The following is a 20,462-nucleotide window of genomic DNA, read 5'->3' on the forward strand; positions in this document are numbered from 1 at the left end:
TTTGATGAAGGTTTAAAAAAGAATCCCCTGGATTTATCCATGGGGAGAAGTCAATAATAGTCTTTCGAAGAATGGACATTTCATAGGCATTGGACCATTTTTACTTTGTACACTTATCGTAGACTTAATTGTTATTTTTCTTATAATTTCTGCTATTCCATAAGCTTAATAGTAGAGATAAAAGAATTGTCTGCTTTAAGTTAATACTAGTTGATATGCTTTTTGATATTACATATTCAAATAAAGACCGCTGTATTAGATGAGGCCCGTTCTTTTAGAACGGGTTTTTTAAACTGGATAATATATGACCATACTTAATCGAGTTAATGTTTTCCCTGAATTATGATAGTTATGGGGTCTGTCAGCTTTGAATCTGATAGAATCACCACTTCTTATTGTATATTCAATGTTATTTACACGGACAGTTAATTCTCCATCAAAAACAGTTAAGAACTCTTCAGTTCCCTCTCCGTGCGAATCAGCACTTAGGAATCCACCTTGTTCTATCTCGACTGAATAAACTTCAAAGCGCTTATCATCTTCGAAGGGAAAGGAGGGATAGACTCGATATTTCCCATTGTCTTCAGATAATGTTTGAATTTCACTTCTTAAAACCACTTTTGTATCTGGCTGCGGACTATTTATTAGTGAAGTAAAAGTAATCTTTAATCCATGTGCTATTTTCCAAATAGTTGTAATCGTAGGGCTTGATTCCCCCCTTTCAATTTGACCTATCATCGTTTTACTTACTCCAGTTAATTCTGCAACCTTTTCAAGACTTAATTTCTTGCTTTCTCTAAAGGCTTTTAAATTTTTTGCAATGATAAGATTTATTTCCTCCATAAATACACCTCGTATTTACAATATAACGTCCGCATTGTACAATAAAAAGTAAAACGTTATAATGTCTATTTTAGTCATTATAACATACATTACAAAGGGGGAGTCCAATATGCACTTATTATCGTTTTTGCTATATGTTTTTGTTACAAGTTTTACACCAGGTCCCAATAATATTATGGCAATGTTATTTGCTAACAAATACGGGTTAAAAAAGACAATTAGATTTTGTTTAGGGGTAGGTGCAGGTTTCTTTGTAATAATGTTATTGTGCAGTTATTTTAATCTTTTGCTTGGAAATTTCATTCCGAAAATTGAATTTATTATGACGATCCTAGGTGCAGTCTATATGTTGTATCTTGCTATAAAAATTATTACTAGTAAAAATAATGATAAGGACAATAATGGGGACAAGAATAACAGTTTTTTAACAGGAATGCTTTTACAATTCATAAATCCGAAAGGTATATTGTATGGCATAACTGCAATATCAACCTTCATCCTTCCATATCACACTTCAAATTTCAGCTTACTATTTTATTCATTATTTCTGGCTTTTGTTGGTTTTATGAGTACTTTCTGTTGGAGTATGTTTGGTTCGATTTTTCAAACGTTCTTATCAAGGTATAGAAGTCAGTTTAATGTAATTATGGCTTTGTTATTGGTGTATAGTGCAATTTCAATACTTGTAGAATAAAACAGGTTTCTTACTCAATTAAAGGGCGCAATTGTGGAAGAGTATATGTAATTACGTATGTTTACTTCTAATAGAACTATTAAGGTAAACACTACTACACCTGTATCTCTACGATCACCACACAAGCCATGTTGAGACAGTCGCACTGCTGGAGAGAAGATAAGAACAGAAACCCTTGTAAATGGCTTATTTACGGCATTTTCAAGGGTTGTTTTTATGTTAGGAATCGAGATGTGGGCGAAATTTTAGGGGGTTTTGGGTATGATGGCTTTGATGGCTTTGAGAGTGATGGAGAAGTAGAAAAAGTGGTGAAGTTTTGCTGAGGGATTTAATCGTTTGGCAAAAGGGAGAACGGTTCGGCAAAAGATAAACATATAGACATGCTATGGCAATGTCAAAAATAACATATTGTTATTTGTAGAAAGGACTTGCAATTTCCACTTCAGACCTTTTAAAGTCACTTTCGGAAAAGGATTTCAGAAAATGGAAACCCTAAATAGCAATAACTTCATGTTAGTCGGTAAAGAAAAATCATTTGCAAAAATAATTTGCAAATGATTTTTTTTAGAAATGTCTAAAAATGTTCACAAGGAAAATAAATCTAGTTGCATAATTTATTAATAGAGATGAGATAACAAATTTTTTGCGAGGTTGAATATGAAAATAAAGAACTTGGTAAAACTTGGGTCATTTGGAGTAAGCACTATTCTGTTTCATAGAAAAAAACCTATTCTGGGAACCATCATTATTACAGACAAATGTAATTTGCATTGTAAGCATTGCTCCGTGAATAATCTTACGAAAGTGGTGCATCCATACAAAAAGATAAAACAAGAAATGGTATTTTTGTATAATAAAGGAATACGCATTCTTTTCTTTTGCGGTGGCGAAACCTTTTTGTGGAGCGATGAAAATAAAACGTTGCGTGATTTAGTAATAGAAGCAAAAGAAATGGGATTTTATATTGTGAATGTTGTGACCAACGGAACTCATAAACTGGACTTACCCGAAGCGGACTTAATTCTACTGAGTCTTGACGGCGACAGAGAGCATCATAATATCATTCGTGGCAATACGTACGATACCATAATGAGAAATATTGATGAAGCTACGTCTGATAATATTTGCTTATATATGGCAATCAACAAAATAAACAAAGGCTGCATCCAGCATGTTTGTGATGTTGCAAAAAACAAGACTTTGGTCAGAGCTGTATCTTTTAATTTTCATACGCCATATCCCGACACGGTTGATTTGGCATTAAGTGTGGATGAAAAACAGCATTGCTGTGATAAAATAAGCGAACTAATAAATATGGGATATCCTATTTTTAACCTGAAGTCCGCATTTCCTTTTATCATACACAATAATTTTCCAACTCCATGTTACCAGTGTGTTGTGATGGAAAACGGAAAGCTTTCTACCTGCGGACGGTGTATTGATGTACCGGGACTCTGTGAAAAATGTGGATATTTTTTTGCCGCAGAGTACACTCTTTTATTTAGCGGAAAAATCAAAGTAGCTATAGATATGTTGAATACATACTTAAAATATATTTAAAGGAAGGAAGAAAATGAGTGTATTAACAAAAGCAACAAGAGCATGGTTGACAAGATCGTTTAAACCATTCCATTTTACCAATACAAATAAAAGCACGCTGGAATATCAGAATACAAAAAAGCTGGGATTATATGTACATATTCCTTTTTGTAGATCACTTTGCGATTTTTGTCCTTATTGCAAGGTGATATACAATAAAAGTCTGAAAGATACATATATTGAAGCGTTGCTGAAAGAAATTGATATGGTGGGCAGTACTGCAGGTGTGGATAAAAAGCAAGTGACAAGCCTTTACTTTGGTGGTGGCACCCCTGCGCTGGTTGTACATGACATAAAACAGATCATCCAGCGGATTAATAGATACTTTATTATCACAGAAGGAATAGGACTGGAACTGCACCCCCGTGACGTGACAGAAGAAAAGCTGACATTGTTTAAAGCCGCTGGTGTTACAAAAATCAGCATTGGGATTCAATCATTTCAGACTGAATATTTAAAACTTCTCGGAAGAGATGAATTTAATTACAGCAGCATGTTCAAGGCATTAGCAAAGGTTCATTTCGAAACTGTTTCAATGGATTTTATTTTTGCATTACCCAACCAGACAATTGAAATTGTAAAAAAGGACATCGAAACCGCGTTCAATAGTGGTGCGAATCATGTTGCAATTTATCCATTTATCGATTTCACCTTTACAGACCGAAAGTTTATAAAAATGACCACAGGGGAAAAGAAAAAGCTATTGTATGAAATCGTGGACTATTGTAATGAAAAAGGATATGTACGTGATTCAATCTGGACGTTTTCAAAGCACGGAACATCAAAATATTCCTCAATGACCAGGGAAAATTTTCTTGGATTTGGCTGCTCTGCAACAACCTTGTTAGAAGACCAATTTAAAATAAATACTTTTGATTTGCAGGAGTATCAGAAAAGAATCAATAGTGGTAGGTTACCTACAGCTTTGACGCTGAATTTTTCGCGCAGACAAAGAATGGTTTATTACCTTTTTTGGACTGCGTATTCAATGAGAATTGATCCAATGGATTTCCAATTGTTTTTCGGAGAGAGTTTGGAATATTATTATGGGTTTGAAATATGGCTTGCTAGAATATTAGGCTTTGTTAAAAAGGAAAACAATCAATATGTTATGACAACAAAAGGATCATATTACTATCATTATTATGAGAATTTTTACACGCTTTCCTACATAGACAGTTTGTGGCATCTGATGAAAAATGAACCTCTTCCTAAGGAACTAATGATTAAATGAGAAAATGAACATGTTCACCCCCCCCACAATTATCCAACGTTGATAGGTTTTGACAATATGTTCACTTGATGTGCTGATACAGAGTACACCCAAAGACCACCCAATGAGGTGAATTTTCCTGAATCGTTCATTTTATGGTAATATATTGTCAAATAGTATAAAAGTTATCTTTTCACACACTGTGAAGCGGTCGCGTGATTGGAGTTGGAATAATAGAAAAGCAGTTGATATAGAAAAAATCTATACCATCTGCTTTTTTGTTTATAAAAATAGCATACAGGACCGATTTTCGTTAAAATAAACATTGCCGATTTTCACAATAGTTTTTCACAAATTATAAATGTCCAAATGTACTTGTGTTTGATAATAAGTTATGAAGCATGATATAAGTGTAAAAGAAGTGGAACATTTGGCTTTATATTTTTTGACCGAGAGTTTGAAGTTGTATCCATAGTGAGAGGATTTGAGTTTGAAATGATAGATAATTTTTGGCGTGATTTACCACGACCATTTTTTGTACTTGCACCAATGGAAGATGTGACAGATGTTGTTTTTCGTCACGTAGTAAGTGAAGCCGGTCGACCGGATGTATTTTTCACAGAGTTTACAAATTCGGATAGCTATTGTCATCCAGAGGGCATGAAAAGTGTGCGTGGCCGTTTGCTTTTTACGGAAGATGAACAGCCAATGGTGGCACATATTTGGGGGGATAATCCCGAATATTTCCGTCAAATGAGTATCGGCATGGCAGAGCTGGGATTTAAAGGCATCGATATTAATATGGGCTGCCCTGTACCGAATGTGGCATCGAGAGGGAAAGGTAGTGGCCTTATTCTGCGTCCAGACGTTGCGGCAGAACTTATTCAAGCAGCAAAAGCGGGCGATCTGCCTGTCAGCGTGAAAACACGACTTGGCTATAACGATGTAAATGAGTGGGAGGAGTGGCTAACGCATATTTTAAAACAGGATATTGCGAACCTTTCTATTCATTTACGAACAAGAAAGGAAATGAGCGAAGTAGATGCGCATTGGGAACTAATTCCGGAAATCAAAAAATTACGTGACCGTATCGCACCAAATACGCTACTAACAATCAATGGAGACATTCCTGACCGTCAAACTGGGCTGCAACTTGCTGAACAATATGGTATTGATGGCGTTATGATCGGGCGAGGAATTTTTAAAAATCCTTTTGCTTTTGAAAAAGAGCCAAAAGAGCATAGCAGTAAAGAATACCTTGATCTCTTAAGACTGCAGCTTGATCTTCAAGATCAATATGCGGAAGCACTGCCACGTTCAATCACAGGGCTTCATCGCTTTTTCAAAATTTATGTCAAAGGATTCCCTGGAGCTGGGCAATTAAGAAATCAATTGATGAACACGAAATCAACAGATGAAGTGCGTGCATTGCTTGATAACTTTGGGGAAGAATGTTGATGGGACGGGGATAGTGAAAGGTTTCCGCGTAAATCGTGAAAAATCATAACGAATGATTGATCAAATTCCCTGGACAAGATGCTCTTGAGGTGTATGATTGATGGAAGTGTACCAATATCTTGAGCAAAATAATTAGATAAGAATTTATAAAACAAGACGTATTTTAAAGCCAACTACATCAGCCTGTAAAAGAAAACTCATTTGCAATAATAAAATGCAAATGAGTTTCTATACTATTCCGAGGCGGAGCTTGTTGGTTTTTATTTATTATTAATTCAATAAAAACAATTTTAAAAAATAAAAATCCTAATTCCTAAAATTAATTTCATCGTAAAATGACTTACCTCCCAAATTTTTCATAAATTTTACAAAAAAATGTCACTAATCTATCAAATATTGTGCGAAAATGCATGTTAATTACTTTTAAAATAAATATGGGATAAATTTTTTTGTAGTATTTGTGAAGTATTTCACATAAGGTTGAAAAAATGGAGGAGTTAAGATGAATTATCAAAACTTGTTCAATGAAGGTAAAATAGGTAATCTAACACTGAAAAACAGAATTGTCATGCCACCCATGGGAACGAATCTAGCTGGTATTGAAGGTGAAGTCACTGATCATCTAATTGCCTATTATGAAGAAAGGGCAAAGGGAGGAACTGGGTTAATTATTGTTGAATTTACCTGTATCGATTATGAATACGGGAAAGGATTTGTTAGACAATTAAGGTTGGACGATGATCGCTTTATCCCAGGGATACATCGTTTAGCCAATGCGATACATAAATATGGGTCGAAGGTTTTTGTACAAATCCATCATGCAGGCCGACAGTCAAATTCGTCGTTAATACATGGTAAACAAATCGTTGCTCCTAGTAACGTTGCTTGTGCTGCGGTAGGTGAAGAACCTCGGGAATTAACAACAATAGAAGTAAAAGAGCTAGTAAATAAATTTGTTCAGACTGCCGTAAGATGTAAGCAGGCTGGGATTGATGGCGTTGAAGTTCACGGTGCCCATGGCTATTTAATTAACCAGTTCTTAAGCCCTGAGGCAAATTTACGAACTGATGAATACGGGGGAAGCTTTGAGAATCGGATGAGATTTATCAAGGAAATCATTGATGGAATCAGAGAAAAGTGTGGTGAGGACTACCCTGTTACCGTTCGTCTCAGTGTGGATGAATTTATAGAAGGGGGTATCGATTTAGAGTTAGGTAAGGATATTTGTCGATACTTAGAAAAACTAGGAGTAGATGGACTGCATATTAGTTGTGGAACTTATGACTCTATGGACAAAATAATTGAATCCCCGTTATTTGAACAAGGCTGGAGAGTCTACCTAGCAGAGGAGATAAAAAAAGAAGTAAATATTCCCGTGATCACTGTTGGGTCAATTCGTGAACCACAATTTGTAGAAAATATTTTATCCGAGGGAAGAGCAGACTTTGTGGCCATAGGCAGGGGATTAATTGCTGATCCCGAGTGGGTAAACAAAGCGAAGGAAGGACGCGAAGCTGAAATTAGAAAATGTATTAACTGTCTCCATTGTATACATGCTGCTATGGGTAACTCACATATTCGCTGTTCCCTCAATGCTAGAGCCGGCAGAGAACTAGAGTTTAAGGAGCTGCAGCGCCTTCCTTCTAATGAAAATCGCCATGTTGTGATCGTTGGTGGTGGCCCAGGTGGAATGGAAGCGGCACGAATTCTAACATTAAAAGGATATAATGTAACTCTTTTTGAAAAGGATAATAAGCTTGGTGGTCAATTGCATCTTGTAACTGACCCAATTTATAGAAAGAAAATGACATGGCACATTAATTACCTCAGCAATGAAATGAAACGTTTAAATATTGATGTCCGTTTGAATACAGAGGCTACTGTTGAAGAGATCATAACTTACAATCCATATGCTGTTTTATTGGCAACCGGCGGAATACCAAAGCTCCCACAGGTGGAAGGCAATGATTTAGATCATGTTTATACTTATGAAGACGTAAAATTACAGGAAAAAGTATTTACTAATAATAGAGTTACAGTTGTAGGTAGTGGTATGACCTGCCATGGAACTGTTCGCCGACTTGCAGAAGCTGGTAATGATGTCACTTATGTAGAAATTCCTACAAAAGCAAGTAAAAGAATTGGACCTGAAACGAGATTAAGACTTCTTGGTAAGCTTAAACAAGAAAATGTGGACATTGTTACGGATCACAAATTGGTAAAAATTCTTTCGGACAGTATTATCGTGGAGGACTTAGCTTCTGGGAAACACTCAGAAATTGAATCAGAGTATATCATTGTTGCAATGGGTGTAGAGGCGTATAACCCATTAGAGAAAACATTAAGGGACCAGATGGAAAATGTGTTTGTATTAGGAGATGCAGCGGGCTATGGATCCCTTAGTGAGGCTACCCGGGACGGCTTTGAAAAGGCATATGTCCTTGAATCTATTGTTACACACAAAAGGGAAGAAGAAGTATTGGAAACAGTTTGATTTTGATGCATTTTAATATTTCGTATAAGAATGTCTGATAGATTGGAACCTAAAGAGGTAGTGAATAATTACTATTACCTTAACCGGTGCAAAAGTTTAAAAAGGGGTTGCTGAGCAATCCCTTTTTCCCGTCTAAATAGGACACATGAAAGATGGGTTCATCGGGAAGATCTTCAAGCTCACGCTAAATGATCCATCCAATACCTGGGTACTAGAATAGATTATGGCCAAAATACATACGGGATGTTAATTGCAGAGGTATATAAGATGTTCCGACAAAATATATTTTTAGGGAGTTAAGCTACCATGGATTGACTCCCTTTTCTGTATTATTAACTATTTGCCACTATGATTTTAGAACTTACATTTATATTAAAACAAATGATAAAATAGAATATATTTACAAAATTAGAATTCAAACTAGGTGGGCTATACATGAAAGATATTATGCAAAAAATTATTGAGTTTAGAGATGAGCGGGGATGGGCCCGTTATCACAATGAAAAAGATTTAGCTATTTCTATATCTCTAGAAGCGAATGAACTCTTAGAAAATTTTCAATGGAGAAGTAGTGAAGAAGCGGTTGCTGAATCTTTACAGAACATTAAAGAAGAGATGGCGGATGTATTTATATATCTTTTGCAGTTAGCGGAAAAAATGAATGTAGATTTAGAAGAGGAAGCATTTAAAAAAATGGAGAAGAATGCTTTAAAATATCCAGTAAAAAAAGAATAGTAAAGTAATTAGTGCCCAAGCTGGCCACAGCGCTTCTTCACGCTTGTTCCGAATTCAATGGACTGAACCAATTAATTACGAATTGCTAGAGAAGATAATTGAATTTAATATCAAAGATAAGGCTGAGAATTCGAATTTTTGGCGGCAATAGCTAATATCGAAGGAGGAAGACATGGAAGTTTTTTCAAAATATTTAGCAGGTATCGATAACTCCGACTACCGCGACCGAACAGAGGAAATTTTGGCGTGGGTTGCTAATAAATTCCCAAATTTGGAACCACAAATCAAGTGGAATACGCCAATGTTTTCCGATCACGGCACATTTATCATTGGGTTTTCCACAGCGAAGAATCATTTGAGCGTTTCACCCGAAGAAGTAGGCATTGCGCACTTTGCCGATGACATTGCACAAGCTGGCTACAGCGCTACCAAAGGCTTGTTTCGAATTCCATGGAATGAGCCGGTAAATTACGAATTGCTTGAGAAAATGATTGAATTTAATATTCAGGATAAAGCAGAATATACGAATTTTTGGCGGAAATAATACATCACGTCTTATCAAAAAACGCATGACACGAAAAAATGTCATGCGTTTTTGCAACTCAATTAAGGCGCCAACAGCTCAGGTAGTAGCCGTATGCGAACGCCCGTCAAAATACTTCCCCAGCACCGGTCAAGGATGATGAAAGCTTTCTACATACATATCAATTAGATGCTAGCGAGTATGAAGAGGTTTCTAACTTTTTTCATATATAGAGACAAAACATTTTGATGTTGATAGCTTAGTTAATGATGCTGGGATTTATGCAAAATTTAAGTAGTTAATTCATCGAGGTTTAAAAAGCTGAGAAATTCTTGTCTAAGCTACAGATATTGTCAACAACTTGCTCTCCTTATATCATTAGGTATAAAGAGAATGTTAAAAGGGGGGAACACATTTATGATCCCAGCAAAAATAGATACCATGTCAATCACTACAATAAAAGAAAAAGGCGTGGAATCCATCGTCGATTGGTTCGATCAGCATAAACAATCGTTCTATATACTTGGTTGGTCCTATCTTAGTAATCAACAGCAAATGGAAGAGCTTTTTTACAGGTCCATTATAAAAATCCACAAGGAATTGCCTCGATTTAAAAGTGAAACATCATTCGAAACGTGGGTTACATCCATTTTCATACATATCTGCCGGGAACTTTCTGATGATAGAAGTTTACAAGCTTCAGAGGAAAGTGAAACACGTCAAGATTTATTTAAAGCACTTGATCAATTGCAAGAGTACGAGAAAGAAGCGGTGGTCCTTACATATGTAAAAGGATTCTCCCAGGAGGAAGCGGCACATCTTCTCCAAGTTTCAGTGGAAAAGATGAAAGAGCATTTGTTTTCCGGAATCCAGTCACTTCAAAAAGAAATGGGGTACGGATCAAACTTTAATGGCTGTAAGGAATATCATAAGGATTACATCGATTACTTAGAAAAAGCCATGGATCGGTCGAAAAAGATTGATTTCGAGGTACATATTTATCATTGTCAAGACTGTCAGGACGATCTGGCAACATTCCAGGATGTTATGTTAACCATGTTAAATTTTACTGAAAGGATGAAGGATTTCCATGTGCAATCTGATTTCATGGAGAACATCAAAGCTAGGCTGGCAGAAAAGGAAAAGCACAGACAACTGAAGAACAAGAAACGTAAAAGAATGGGGATTGTTTTCGCAAGTGTTTTTGCATTATTAATGGGTATAGGTTTTTTTACAGGGGCTTTTACCAACCTCTACTATACATGGACAGAAGATGATCAGCAATTGCGTGCCTTTCTGCAACAGGGCCTGGGTGAAAGGTTGAACCTGGAAGCGGAAAGCGATGGGGTGAAAATTAAGATCAAGAGCGCGATTGCTGATGATGTTCAGACACTTGTTTTTTATGAAATAGAAGATATTGAGAAAGACAATCAATATATGATGAATTATCAAAATGGGGTTTCTGTGGAGAACGAATATGAAATCATGAGCCGTGTAACAAATCCAAGATACTATCCTCCTGACTTTAAATCGGATGTAAATAACGAAAAAAAGAACGTGTATCGAGGGAAGATTAGTCTGCCGCCACTTACAACTGAAAGCGGGACAATCAAACTCAAGATCACAATGCTTCAGAAATTGATTCGTGATTCCTCTGAACAGAATAGTTTTTCTGCTTATTACAACATGGAGGATAAAACAGGGGAGTGGAGCTTGGAGATCCCTGTTACAAAAAAGCCCTCTATTGAATATGCTCTGAATGAAGAAAAAGAAGTCGAGGGTGTCCCGGTTCGATTTGATAAACTAATCATTGCTCCAACAGCGACGATTCTGCAATATGCTTTTAATGTTGATCAGTGGGAGAAGCGGATAGATGACCTTAATTTTGACAATCTAGAAGTGAACAATAAAAAAGTGAAAGCTGATATGTATGGCAGCACATTGGTAGATTCACAACAAGGCATGAATTGGGTTGCTTTTCGAGCACACTTTGATCCTCTTCAAATAGAAAAGCCAAAAGAGGTCAAAATTCAATTAGCATCTGTTCAATTAACGATTCAAGACCAAAAAACCATCGAACTGGATGCTTCTAGAGGATATCCTCAAACCTTTGAATATGCAGGCAGTACAATCTCCATCGATAAGGTGGAAGTTAGACAGCCGACCCAAGTTGTCATAAGCAGCCATGAAATAAAAAATCGAGCATTTGAGTGGCTTCAATTCCAAATTAAGGGCGAAAATGAATATGAAATAATTTCAATGGATATGAATTCTGAAGGGGTGCTTGTTGATAAAAATGGGGTGGAATATGATGCGACTACCCCTGTCGCATATGAAGAAATCGAGCAGCCCCGTCATTTCTTTACAGTTCTAAGCATAGGGTTACAAAGTAACAACGCTGGAGAGAAAGTGATTCCTAAAAGGCTGGAGATTAATGGATATAATACAACGAAATATTTGGATAATATTGTGAAGATTTCGTTGGAATAACATTTATCGCTTACATCTATGTCCCAAAAATTCTTGGTTCTATAAGGTAAGAGTAAATGAGCTTAAAAGCTCACCAGCATCCCATGTGTTGCCACATACACTCTGGACACGTGGAGTGTTGCTCACTGTTGGTTAGAAAAAACTAATAGTTGAGGTGTATTGGCGTACATTAAATAAAACTAGAGGAGACTTTCCTCTAGTTTTATTTGTGCGCCCGGCATGGGTGCAGTCTCTAGGGTGAAAGTCCCGAACCATGCAGGCAGTAGTAATGGCTAGCTTAACGCAAGGGTGTCCATGGTGAACGTGGAATCTGAAGGAAGCGAGCGGCAAACCTCCGGTCTGAGGAACACGAACTTCATAAGAGGCTAGGTACATTGGATGAGTTTGCAAATCAAAATGAAGTCCTTACTGCAGAAGGTAGTACAGAGTAAATGAAGCAGATAGATGGAGGGAAAGACTGTAGGCTTACCTGGGGAGGTCTGATTGATACGCCAAGTACACTTAGTGCTAAGAAATTACTGTTTTATAGGTAAATACACATTTATGAGAGAACAAGTTAATTGGTCTATGACTAATGAATATGATGATGTGAGATTAAAAATAAAAGGAGTGAATTTTATGTATCCTAGCCATGTACCTCTATATTCTAACAATCCATTTAGTCAGGAAGCTTATGTATATTCGTTACCATACCAAGAAATGGATTATTCCTATTCAACACTTGAGGGAAGACAATTTGGTGGGCAGCAACCTCCGTCTGCACCTCCTGGTCAAGAACTGGAGCCTGGACCACCAACATCACCACCGCCATCTACTGTTCCTCAACAGACGCATCAAGCAGGAGCGTATGCGGTAGACCCAGGCAGTATGATAGGTTGTTTACACAGATATACGTATGTATGGCTTAGAGGCCGTGAACAATTCTGGTTTTATCCAACATTTATTGGTCGACACTCTGTCTCAGGGTATCGCTGGACTGGTGCTAGATGGGTCAAATACGGAATAAGTCTAAGACAAATTCAATCGTTTACTTGCGTTTAATAAGGAAATATTCTGTAAATATCCAAATCAGCGGGTGTTGAACGGTCATAAAAGCCACAATAACCATTTTTCAACTGCAGGTGCAAAGATATAAAAATCTGGAATCGTCTAATATGGTTTCAGTTAACAAAAAATTTTGTGAAGGATTGTACTTTAAGTAAAGGGGGCTTTGCTTTAAGATCAGGCTGCCTTAATTGGCGGCTTTTTATTATGCAACTAACGGCGTTCGTTAGCTTAATAAAAAAGCGCGACTTGGAGTATCGCCCCTTTAGCCAAACATGAAGTAGAGCCTAACCACAAAAAATATAAGAAAATTACGTTCTTTCATAGTAGTGAATTAATTTATTGCATTCATTACTTATACATATCTGATGCTTTTTTCTCTAATCTACATATCCATTTATAATAACCTTACAAGAATAGTAAGAGTATGGGGTCAAGAATGGTTGATATTGTACATTTCGTGCCTATTTAATTTTTAATCAACACTTGTCCATTCACTTTTATTCTAAATGCATATGTTATTATTACCACCGATGCTACCAGACATATAGTAACACCTCCAATGGAACGTTAGCATGTATTGCAGACGTTCTTTTTCTTTTTAAGAAAAATTTTTATGAAAATCGCTGATTTTTTCCTACTATATGATGATTGTCCAAGCCACCCTTATCCCCCAAAAATATATATACATAGAAGAAGTATTCTCTCTTCGCATAAATCCAAAAGGTGGTGAAAAATATGTGGGGATCATGTGGATATAGCGGCGGTTACGGCTACGGCGGTGGTTATGGCGGCGGTTCAACTTTTGTTTTAATCGTTGTATTGTTCATTCTGTTGATTATCGTACTAGCTAGTGTCCGTTAATGTTTAATAAACTAACCGGTATGAATTAGGGTGAGTAAAATCCTATTATGGAGGTGATATACATGGAAGAATTTAGACACGAACATAGAGAAAGAAACCCTTTTGCTTTAGTCGTTGTGTTGTTCGTTCTCCTTATCATTGTAGGAGCTTCTTTTATGAGCGGCTACTAAATTGTACGGAACAAAGGGTAGGTTAAGTTAATCTGCCCTTTGTCAAATAGACTAAAGGGTGCGATTCTTCTATAGAGAAGGGTCGCTTTTTCCTTATTCAAGTAACTGGCAGGTTAGCTCAATAAGAGGGACTTCTATGTTATGAGATAAAAAAGAACTATGGATACCATTATTTGATAAGGTATGCTTGGTTGTTAAATTATGTCTTACCCCTGTATTAGGTTTATTACTGCCTCACTAATACGAAATAGCAGTAAATAGTTGAGAAGGAAATACATATATTTCACCTATCCATAGTTCGCCCATAAACTAAGAGTGGGTGATGAATATGCAAAAACGGAATAAAATGGACATAACTTCTTATCATCAAAAATATTTTCGTCCATCTTGCTTTAAAGCTTTAAATTTAAGATTTGACAGTTGGGAGTTCTATTCACTTTTTTCTGAAAAAACTCATGACCAAATCAAATTACCTCCTGAATTGACTAGAACCTCCGAAGATACCCTTCTTAACTATTTTAGCGTCCTGCGTGAAGCTGAAAATATGGGTGGGAGGAGTTGCGGTACAGTTGGTCAGGTACGTACTCCATTTCCAATTGCCTATAATTTTCTGTCTAAAGAGTATCAAAATAAATTAAGCTATGATGAATATTTTAATTCGTTTGCTGGGATAGGGCATACGAGTTTAATAAAGCTTTGTCGAGTACCTGATGGAAAAAGAGGAATAAAGTTTTTTTATGAAATTGAAACGATTGAGGGGTTTAAAGGTAAGCGAGCGGAGTATTTTGGTTATTCATACGGATTTATTCAGCTTATTCATGAAAAAGAAGGTTATCGAATTTCAGATTTGAGTAAGTTTGAAGAGGATTTTTTATGTGCACCATATCATGGTTGGGACCATGACGGAGAAGCTGTTGTAGAAGTGTAATATGGAAGTTGGTGCAAATTGATTCAACAAATGTACCCAACTGTGAAAAATGGATACTTTAAAAATATTTATTTTCATGGTACGGATGGAGCTGATTATTGTTTTATTTTTGTTACATTGACGAATGGAACTGATGTAGAAATTAATCAATATCGAAAACTAAGCAATGATAAGTGGATACAGGTGAACATGAAGCCCGAAGAAGAGTGTTTAACAGAAAAAAGGATGTTAATACCGGGTTCTCTTTTGGAAGGGGAAATTAACAGTTAAATATGTCAGACGGATTAACAAAAACTTTTATTCAATAAATAGTTCATTGTAACAAAGGGTACTTTTGTTGAAGAATACCACCAATATGCGAGCTTTCGCCATTATTAAGAGGTGTTCCCCGGAACATACCGCCAAACAAATAACAGGAAGCTGTGGATGATGTTTTAATGATAAGCTGCAGGCATTGAATATGTATATGGATTGTATTAACGATCAGCTTAATGAAGTAGCTTATCTAGATGTATTCTGCGTTGTCTTGTAGTGTTAGCTAACATTAAATGGTCAACCAGAATATCTGGCTAACTTAATACGAACGCGTGCTAATGTTTAATAATTAAAACAAAATTCGTGTAAACTCTTCAGCCATCTCTTGTATTGCCACATACAGTCAACGCATGTCGAAGTTGTTGCGAAAATTATATTAAAAGAAGGCAACTAACCCTTTAGGGAGTTGCCTATTTACTTTTTTGCTATCCGATTAACCACGAAGTAGTATAAAATTGAATGTACCGGTGGTTTTGTTGGGACTGAATTAGGATTATCTGCATCAATGGTGCAAGCAGCAATAATATAGCATATTTTTGTCGTTTGAGTATTTAGGGTTATAAAAGTCAAAGCAAGGAAACTCTAATTACATCTGCGAATTACTATCGCTTTATTACTAAGGCACAGGTCGAGGAAGAAGCAAAGATTGAAATAAGATAGATTGGTATGATTAGTCCCTGTTGCTTTAAAGTACAGGTACTAATTTAAAAAAATTGGAGGTTTATTGTGGATAATAACGATATATTAATTCGATTGAGATATGCAATGGAAATAAAAAATAAAGAATTGGCAGAGATATTTAAACTTGGCGGCGTGAATGTAACAGTACCAGATGTAATAAAGATTCTCACAAAATCAGACGAGTATGAGGCTGAAAGTGACGATCAAATAAAATGTAATAACAATATGTTAGATTCATTCTTAAATGGTTTTATTATTTTTAAAAGAGGAAAACAAGAGCCCAAACCAGGACAGCCTGATATGCCAGAACCGTCTATAAAGAAAAGTGCAAACGTTAATAATCTCCTATTAAAGAAAGTAAAAATTGCCTTAGCATTAACTACTGAGGATATGCTGGATATATTCGAAAAAGCAGGAATCACGGTTTCAAAAGGAGAACTCGGCGCTTTCTTAAGAAAAGAAGGGCATAAGAATTATAAAGAGTGCGGAGATAAATACGCCAGGAATTTCTTAAAAGGGTTGGCTGTCAAGTATAGGGGATAATTTATTTTACAGGTGATGACATGATACATACCTACTTAGGTGAGACAATACGTTTGGAGATCAAGTACAAAAATCGTACCTCTATAGGAATTAAGATAGATAGTTATGGGGATGTTGAAGTTCAGGCTCCGAAAGGGACACCTGATGATAGAGTGCTTCAGTTATTAGAGGAAAAATGGGATCTTATTCAGCAAAATTTAAAAGAAATAAAGGGTAGGCTGCTGGGGCCTCAGAAAAAGGTGTATGAGTATGGTGAGAGTTTTCTTTATTTAGGAAACACCTATCCCATACAAATCTTTCAAGATATAAATATAACGCAAGAACATGTAGTGTTTAAAGAAGAAACGCTACAAATATATGTAAAGCAGCCTGACACTGAAAAAATAAAACAAGCTTTAAAACGATTTTATTACCAGCAGTGTAAGGCTTTAGTGGAGAAGAGCATATCCTCCTATCAAAGCAACTTCAAAACAAAGCCACGTTCTTTTCGTATCTCGGATAGCAAAACTACTTGGGGAACCTGTGATTCAAAACTACAGTTAACATTCAATTGGAGACTGGCAATGGCACCACGGGAGGTAATCGACTATGTAGTCGTTCACGAAATGTGCCATATGGTTCATCTTAACCACGACCGATCCTTCTGGCGTCTTGTTGGAAAAATAATGCCTGATTATAAGGAAAAGGAAAACTGGTTAACTTTATCAGGTTGGAAAATGACTGTTTAGCAGCCCATTACAGTTATAAATAGTAATAAAATGAGAATGGTACCTTTCCCTTACACAAAGATTTTGAGAGGTACCTTTTTTATTAATACCAGGTAATCATTACGGGAAGGAATATCACTAACACCCTTTGTGTTGCCAAATACACTCTGGACATGTAGAAACGGTTGTGAAGATAGAGCAGATATAAAACATGTTTTTACTTGTGGTGTGGGGAACCGTACCATAAGTAAAGGAGGTTATTATAAAAATAATCCAAATGGGGTCGATAAAATCGGTGTAAACCTCGAAAAAAAATGGAAGCTGATAGTAATTGGCAAAAAGAAAGAGGCTTACTCATTCTTTTTATGTGAGCTTGCCTCTTTTCTATTTAACAATAAATTCTGCTTTTGGACGTTTATTTTAAAAGATTTTAAATTACATTCGTTGTCAATAAAACATCGATATTCCCTTTTGTTGCTTTAGAGTAAGGACAAACACCATGAGCTTTCTCAACTAATTCCTCGGCCTCTGCCAATGTTACCCCTTGTATAAACACGTTTAAGACCGCAGCTAATTTGAATCCGCCATCTTGATCTTTTCCAATTGAAACTTCCGCCGTAACTTTAGAGTCAATTCGTTTTCTCGCTTGTCGTGCGACCAAATTTAGCGCACTATCGAAGCAGGCTGCATAGCCGGCAGCGAATAATTGCTCAGGATTCGTTGCATTTTCTTTTCCTTGACCACCTAAAGATTTCGGCATTGAAAGTGCTAAATTTAACGTTCCATCACTGCTTGTTACTTTTCCTACTCTACCACCTTCTGCTGTAGCACTTGCGGTGTACAATAATTCCATATTAAATCACTCCGTAATATAATTTTATAAAATTAAATTGCGTACAATCGATATTTACAAAACTATATTAACCTTTAAATATTTTGAAGTCAACAATTAAATTGTGTGAAATTTAATTATGAGTTAAAAGATTGTATTATAATGGTACTAATGAATCAAGAAAGGACAAGGAAATGGAAAATAATGAATTAAAGCTTGAGAACCAAATTTGTTTTAAGATTTACTCAGCCGAACGGGAAATCACTAAATTATACAGAAATTTATTAGAAGAGTTAGACGTAACTTATCCTCAATATTTAGTATTATTGGTCCTTTGGGAAAAAGAATCGGTGACTGTAAAAGAGCTTGGGCAAAAGTTATTTTTAGATTCGGGAACATTATCACCTATGCTAAAGCGAATGGAAGGAAATGGTCTGATTGAACGCCGGAGATCATTAGAGGATGAAAGAACGGTAATCATTTCATTGACAACAAAAGGCAAAGACCTAAATGGCAAAGCTCAATGTATTCCCTCTAAATTGCTGGAAAATCTGTCTATGGACTTAAGGGAGTTGGAGAATTTAAACCAAACTCTATCAAGCATTTTAGACAGAATTCAACAGATTAACCGTTGATTGTATTAGTTTTTCATTAAGAACTTTATTAGACAAGGTGCGTATCATAAGTAAATCAGTTTCATGATTTTTTTCAATAAACGAAGAGTGGATTGTAGGAGTTGCTGCAGAAGCAGATACCTATAATATTAAAGGGTTGTCAAAGTAAATATTGTATATTATGTGCGTTGATAGAATTACTTAAAGAAAAAGCAGTTAGATTCGAGAATCTATAAAAGATTCTCGGATTTCCAACTGCCTTAATTTCAATACGATCTATTAAACGATGAAGGATTTCAGGAGCAGATTCCCTTTAGGTGGGTCCAAGTAAAATTTTTTCCCCAACGTTTATCCTCCAGACATAATTTAATTTTTTTCAATTACATGAAATACCTAATGTAAATATAAACGCTAGAAATGATAATGGACACGATCATTAGTGGAAAGCCTACGGCTAAAAACTTAATGAAAGAAATTTGATGACCTTCCTTAGCTGCTATTCCGGCTACAACTAGATTCGCACTCGCACCAACTAATGTACCGTTCCCACCAAGACAAGCACCAAGTGAAAGACTCCACCAAAGAGGCTCTGAATGGGAAATTCCTAATTGACCCATTTCATTGATTAGGGGAATCATCGTCGCAACAAAAGGAATATTATCAACAAATGCAGAAATAATCGCACTCATCCATAAAACGAGAAAAGTGGTAGGTTTTAATTCTCCCCCGGTCCATGACATGGCTTTCTTGGCTAATGCTTCAATTAAACCTGTTTCCACAAGGCCGCCTACAATAACAAATAACCCAATAAAAAAGAACAAGGTTGTCCATTCTATCTTTTCCAAAGCAACATGCAAAACTTTCTCCCCAGTTAGCAAGAGTAAGATAAATGCTCCTATCAAGGCAATGGTGGCCGTTTCGAAATGTATGAATTGATGGGCAAAAAAACCGCCAATTGTCATGATGATGACAAATAGACATTTGGCTAATAAACCTTTATCCTTTATTTCCTGTTTCGAATCTTTACTTAAAAGATGATTTTTTAATTCATGCGATGACTTTAACTGTTTCTTGTAAATCAGTGTGAGCAGGAAGACTGTAACTATCAAAATAATCAAAATTACAGGGGTTAAATTATTTATAAATGCCATGAATGTTAATTCTTTTACTGCGCTGCCAATCATGATATTAGGAGGATCACCAATCATTGTGGCTGTCCCGCCAATATTAGAAGCTAAAACCTCTGAAAGCAAATAGGGTATCGGAGGAACTTTCAATTGATTTGTTATGCTTAATGTTACCGGCACGACAAGGAGAACGGTTGTTACATTATCAAGGAAAGCGGAAGCGAATGCTGTAAACAGGCTTAATACGACAAGAATTTTTATTGGTTCCCCTTTCACTTTTTGTGCTGACCAGACGGCGATAAATTCAAAGACTCCTGTCTGCGCTGTGATACTAACAATGATCATCATCCCGATCAATAAACCAATTGTATTAAAATCGATGTGGTGAACGGCTTCGTTCTGGTCAAGAACGCCAAAAGCAACCATTAATAAACCACCGATCATTGCAACAATCGTTCGATGGATTTTTTCAGAAATGATGATTGCATAAGTGATCAAAAAAATAGATAAGGCAATAATAGCTTGGGATCCCATCATCCGCGCTCCTTCATGGTAATTATTGATAAATAGTTTGTGCAAAAATAGGAA

19 protein-coding genes are annotated in these 20,462 nt (G+C 36.2%); 16 read left to right on the plus strand and 3 right to left on the minus strand.

Features of this window, described 5'->3' with window-relative positions:
• Nucleotides 1–288 precede the first annotated feature (288 nt).
• On the minus strand, nt 289–843 hold the full coding sequence (locus RTR43_RS10025; RefSeq protein ID WP_312471537.1) for a helix-turn-helix domain-containing protein: 555 nt from the start codon (nt 841–843) through the stop codon (nt 289–291).
• A 109-nt stretch (nt 844–952) separates the two neighbouring features.
• Here RTR43_RS10025 and RTR43_RS10030 point away from each other — a divergent pair, with 109 nt between their 5' ends.
• From RTR43_RS10030 to RTR43_RS10100, 15 genes are all read left to right on the plus strand, one after another.
• A complete protein-coding gene (locus tag RTR43_RS10030; RefSeq protein WP_312471538.1) occupies nt 953–1,537 on the plus strand; it encodes a LysE family transporter in 585 nt (194 codons plus the stop codon).
• Between the two features lie 657 nt (nt 1,538–2,194).
• Nucleotides 2,195–3,097 carry a radical SAM protein gene (locus RTR43_RS10035; RefSeq protein WP_312471539.1) on the plus strand — a complete coding sequence of 301 codons (903 nt, stop codon included), beginning with the start codon at nt 2,195–2,197 and terminating at the stop codon, nt 3,095–3,097.
• Nucleotides 3,098–3,110: 13 nt separating this feature from the next.
• On the plus strand, nt 3,111–4,370 hold the full coding sequence (locus RTR43_RS10040) for a coproporphyrinogen-III oxidase family protein (RefSeq protein ID WP_312471540.1): 1,260 nt from the start codon (nt 3,111–3,113) through the stop codon (nt 4,368–4,370).
• Nucleotides 4,371–4,823: 453 nt separating this feature from the next.
• Entirely contained in the window at nt 4,824–5,807 is a 984-nt protein-coding gene (locus RTR43_RS10045) for a tRNA dihydrouridine synthase (RefSeq protein WP_312471541.1), read from the plus strand.
• Nucleotides 5,808–6,309: 502 nt separating this feature from the next.
• Nucleotides 6,310–8,301 (plus strand): oxidoreductase, encoded by a 1,992-nt coding sequence (locus RTR43_RS10050; RefSeq protein WP_312471542.1) that lies wholly within the window; start codon nt 6,310–6,312, stop codon nt 8,299–8,301.
• Nucleotides 8,302–8,736: 435 nt separating this feature from the next.
• The gene (locus RTR43_RS10055) at nt 8,737–9,036 is read left to right on the plus strand and encodes a nucleotide pyrophosphohydrolase (RefSeq protein WP_312471543.1); all 300 of its coding nucleotides are present in this window, start codon (nt 8,737–8,739) and stop codon (nt 9,034–9,036) included.
• Nucleotides 9,037–9,208: 172 nt separating this feature from the next.
• Nucleotides 9,209–9,580: an iron chaperone gene (locus RTR43_RS10060; protein WP_312471545.1), complete on the plus strand. Its 372-nt coding sequence runs from the start codon at nt 9,209–9,211 to the stop codon at nt 9,578–9,580.
• A gap of 396 nt (nt 9,581–9,976) precedes the next feature.
• Nucleotides 9,977–12,049, plus strand: coding sequence for a sigma-70 family RNA polymerase sigma factor (locus RTR43_RS10065; protein WP_312471547.1), 2,073 nt, complete (start codon nt 9,977–9,979; stop codon nt 12,047–12,049).
• Between the two features lie 618 nt (nt 12,050–12,667).
• On the plus strand, nt 12,668–13,090 hold the full coding sequence (locus RTR43_RS10070; RefSeq protein WP_312471548.1) for a hypothetical protein: 423 nt from the start codon (nt 12,668–12,670) through the stop codon (nt 13,088–13,090).
• A 741-nt stretch (nt 13,091–13,831) separates the two neighbouring features.
• Complete coding sequence (gene yjcZ, locus RTR43_RS10075) at nt 13,832–13,957, plus strand: sporulation protein YjcZ (RefSeq protein ID WP_312471549.1); 126 nt, start codon at nt 13,832–13,834, stop codon at nt 13,955–13,957.
• 62 nt (nt 13,958–14,019) lie between these two features.
• A complete protein-coding gene (locus tag RTR43_RS10080) occupies nt 14,020–14,127 on the plus strand; it encodes a YjcZ family sporulation protein (protein ID WP_312471550.1) in 108 nt (35 codons plus the stop codon).
• Nucleotides 14,128–14,455: 328 nt separating this feature from the next.
• Entirely contained in the window at nt 14,456–15,055 is a 600-nt protein-coding gene (locus RTR43_RS10085; protein WP_312471551.1) for a hypothetical protein, read from the plus strand.
• Between the two features lie 18 nt (nt 15,056–15,073).
• Nucleotides 15,074–15,325 (plus strand): hypothetical protein, encoded by a 252-nt coding sequence (locus RTR43_RS10090; protein WP_312471552.1) that lies wholly within the window; start codon nt 15,074–15,076, stop codon nt 15,323–15,325.
• Nucleotides 15,326–16,096: 771 nt separating this feature from the next.
• Nucleotides 16,097–16,594 carry a YehS family protein gene (locus tag RTR43_RS10095; RefSeq protein ID WP_312471553.1) on the plus strand — a complete coding sequence of 166 codons (498 nt, stop codon included), beginning with the start codon at nt 16,097–16,099 and terminating at the stop codon, nt 16,592–16,594.
• Between the two features lie 20 nt (nt 16,595–16,614).
• Complete coding sequence (locus tag RTR43_RS10100; protein ID WP_312471554.1) at nt 16,615–17,322, plus strand: M48 family metallopeptidase; 708 nt, start codon at nt 16,615–16,617, stop codon at nt 17,320–17,322.
• Nucleotides 17,323–17,731: 409 nt separating this feature from the next.
• Here the strand turns inward: RTR43_RS10100 and RTR43_RS10105 are convergent, their stop codons facing one another.
• Nucleotides 17,732–18,154 (minus strand): organic hydroperoxide resistance protein, encoded by a 423-nt coding sequence (locus tag RTR43_RS10105; protein WP_312471556.1) that lies wholly within the window; start codon nt 18,152–18,154, stop codon nt 17,732–17,734.
• A 173-nt stretch (nt 18,155–18,327) separates the two neighbouring features.
• Between RTR43_RS10105 and RTR43_RS10110 the strand changes: the two genes are divergently transcribed.
• The gene (locus RTR43_RS10110; RefSeq protein WP_312471557.1) at nt 18,328–18,768 is read left to right on the plus strand and encodes a MarR family winged helix-turn-helix transcriptional regulator; all 441 of its coding nucleotides are present in this window, start codon (nt 18,328–18,330) and stop codon (nt 18,766–18,768) included.
• 359 nt (nt 18,769–19,127) lie between these two features.
• On the opposite strand, the gene RTR43_RS10115 is transcribed toward RTR43_RS10110, so the two are convergent.
• Complete coding sequence (locus RTR43_RS10115; protein ID WP_312471698.1) at nt 19,128–20,408, minus strand: ArsB/NhaD family transporter; 1,281 nt, start codon at nt 20,406–20,408, stop codon at nt 19,128–19,130.
• Between the last annotated feature and the right edge of the window lie 54 nt (nt 20,409–20,462).

This window comes from Neobacillus sp. (genome assembly GCF_031988165.1).
GTDB classification, from domain to species: domain Bacteria; phylum Bacillota; class Bacilli; order Bacillales; family Cytobacillaceae; genus Neobacillus; species Neobacillus rhizosphaerae.